Source organism: Candidatus Andeanibacterium sp., assembly GCF_057143545.1.
The window spans coordinates 1-2,835 of sequence record NZ_DBNHSF010000192.1 but is presented as its reverse complement, the minus strand read 5'-3'; the positions used below and the strand labels follow the sequence as shown (position 1 = coordinate 2,835).

Annotated in this window: 3 protein-coding genes; 2 read left to right on the top strand and 1 reads right to left on the bottom strand. The window is 65.4% G+C overall.

The genetic code is table 11. From position 1 onward, the window contains the following. The coding region (locus AC16XC_RS11415; protein WP_484034781.1) for a hypothetical protein at positions 1–1,578 on the bottom strand (1,578 nt) is incomplete at its 3' end. Positions 1,579–1,819: 241 nt separating this feature from the next. On the opposite strand from AC16XC_RS11415, the gene AC16XC_RS11410 reads away from it, so the two are divergent. Next, entirely contained in the window at positions 1,820–2,317 is a 498-nt protein-coding gene (locus tag AC16XC_RS11410) for a hypothetical protein (RefSeq protein WP_484034780.1), read from the top strand. Between the two features lie 10 nt (positions 2,318–2,327). Then, on the top strand, positions 2,328–2,835 hold a 508-nt coding region (locus AC16XC_RS11405), incomplete at its 3' end, for a hypothetical protein (protein WP_484034779.1).

Sequence of the window (2,835 nt, the reverse complement as noted above, 5' to 3'; positions counted from 1 at the left end):
CTTGCCGTCGAGCAGGACGAAGCCTGCGAGCGCGCCCTGTTCGACCATCGGGAAGGCCATCGCGCCGGGGAGCGCGCCGGGTGCGCCCGCGAGGTCGAGCGGCTTGCGCTCGGCGCGCATCAGCGCGAAGGCGGGGTTGTCGTCGAGATAGGCGTCCGGTGCGCCACCAAGCTGGCCGGCTGCCAGCCGGTAGCTCCCGTCGCTGGCGCGCAGATACAGCGCCGCATCCGATCCTCCGGCATAGGCCGATACCGCTTCGACTGTCGAACCGCACAAAGCCGGCATCCGGTCGAAATGGCTCGCCGAGTGGACGAACCGCCTGAGCGCCTTTTCCGCCTCCTGCCACTCCTTGAAGAAGAACCGCTCGATGTGATGTTCGAACCAGTGATGCAGGCGGTGGAAACTGAGGAACAGCAGCACGGCGAGACCCGCCGAGATGAACGGCCCGGCGGTTGGCCAGGCGACCGGGATCATGCTCTTGGCGACGTATTCGACGAGGCCGAACACCACCAGCAAGGTGAAGGCCGCGGCACCATAGACCAGCGTGCGATTGACCGCGAAGTTGAAGTCGAACAGCCGCTGGCGCAGCAGGCCGTAGGCAAGCAGCGCCAGGGCGACGACGCCCAGCAGTCCGGAAAGCCACGAATTCCCCAAGGAAAGGACCCCGAAGACGACCATCAGCATGAACAGCACGAATGCAGCGGCGACGATCTTGATGCGATTGCGCGCAGCTGCGTCGTTTCGCCTGTAATTCGTCGCAACCACCCCATAACCGAACAATTGGTGCAGGATCACGAAGATGATCCAGATGAGCGCTGCCAGCGGGCGCGAGGTCGGCCCCAGGATCTGTAACAAGGGAAGGAAAAGCGCCACGAATCCGGAAGCCAGCGCCACGGCGGAAACCAGGCGGCCTTGCCGCGCGCTGCTTGCTCCTCCCGAAATCGCCAGCGCGAGATAAGGCCAGAGGAACCCCAGCGCGATATTGCAGGGGAGCTTGAGCGCCAGCACGACGGGAGCATAGGCCCAATCGGGCAGGAAGCCGAGGCCGGGAAACGGGCTCATCCCGGGAAGCATGATCGCCAGCATGGTGGCGGCCCGGTTGCCCCTGCCGCGGATCAGGAGGAGCAGCGTGAAGAACGTCATCAACAGCCAACGGAAGGCATTGGCAATCAGCAGGTTTTGGGTTGTGACACTCCTTTCGGCGGGCGCCTGGGCGATCAGGCTGACCGGGAAGCGCCGCTCGCCCCGCAGCACGGTGAGCGAGACTTCATCGCCCGCCTGCCAGCTTTGGTAATCGCCGAGAAAGGTCTCATGGCGCACCAGGTCGCCGGGCACGATGCCTGCCGCCGCGGCCGCGCCATCCTGCCCGACCTCGACAATCTCGTACCAGCCGGCGCTTTGGGCGGTCGAAGGATTGCCCTCCATGCCCAGCGCTTCCCATGAACTTGCCGCCCGGTTGAAGAAGGCGGACGAAATGGCGTCGTAACAGCTGGCGACGGCAGCCAGGACGCTTGCGGCGATCATCACGCGCCACACCCAGCGCGGCAGGTTGATCACATCGATCTTGTCGCTTGCCATGCGAATCCCCCCCGGTTTCGCGCCCCAGAAAGCGAGCCTAGCAGCGCTCGTGCCATGCTCAAGCAATCCCTTATCGTCACCCCGGCCTTGTGCCGGGGTCCAGCTTGTTGCGTGGTTGGGCAGGAAAGCAGCTGGATCCCGGAACCCCTGCCTGCGCAGGGGCAGGCAAGTCCGGGATGACTCGGGGGGCGTCGCTTGTGTAATCCCCGCGTCAGTGCCACTCTCCGGGCGGGGAGGGTCGATGACCGAATTCTTCACCTGGCTCGAGAACACGCCGGTCTCGCTGTTCATGCGCGAGGATTTCTACGCCTATTTCGTGCTGCTGATTTTCCATGCGCTGGGGATGGCGTTCCTGGTCGGCGGCGGGCTGGTGGTGGCTTTGCGCACGGCGGGCGTGGCGCGCGCCGCGCCGCTCGAGAGCTTCGCCAGGTTCTTCCCGTGGATGTGGTTCGGCACGGTGCTGGCGATCCTGTCCGGGATCGGGCTGCTGCTCGGCTATCCGGCCAAGGCGCTGACCAATCCGATCTTTGCATTGAAATTCGCCTGCCTGATCGGCGCGGCGCTGCTCACGCGACGGATTTCGCGGCGCTACATGGCGCTCTCGACGGTCGGCGAGCCGGTGCCGGCGGAGGCGCGCCGGGTCGGGATCGCGGCGATCGCGCTGTGGCTCGCGGGCGTCGCCGGGGGCAAGCTGCTGCTCTACACCAATTCGGTGCTGCTGGTGTCGAATGAGTGGTGAGGGGCGAATGGTGAGCACCGATCCCTTCATCGATCCCTATGCGGTGCAGTTCTGGGCCGAGGATATGGGGCTGGGCGCGATCATGTACACCAGCTGGGGCTGGCCGCTGGTCGAGATCCTCCATTTCATCGGGCTGTGCTTCCTGATCGGCGCGGTCGGGATGTTCGACCTCAGAATGATGGGCGCGGTCAAGGGGATTTCGCTCAAGGCGCTGCACCGGCTGATCCCGTTCGGGGTGGCGGGATTTGCGCTCAACCTGGTGACCGGCGCGATGTTCGTCCTCGCCGACACTGCGCAATATCTCTACAACCCCGCGTGGCAGACCAAGATGGCGCTGATCGGGATCGCCGGGGTCAATATGGTCACCTTTTATGCCACCGTGTCGAAGCGGGTCTATGCGCTGGGGCCGGACGATACCCCGCCGCTCGCCGCGCGGATCATCGCGGTCGTCTCGCTCGCGAGCTGGATCGGGGTGATCTGCGCCGGACGGGTGATCACCGCCTTCCGCCCGCCGTTCC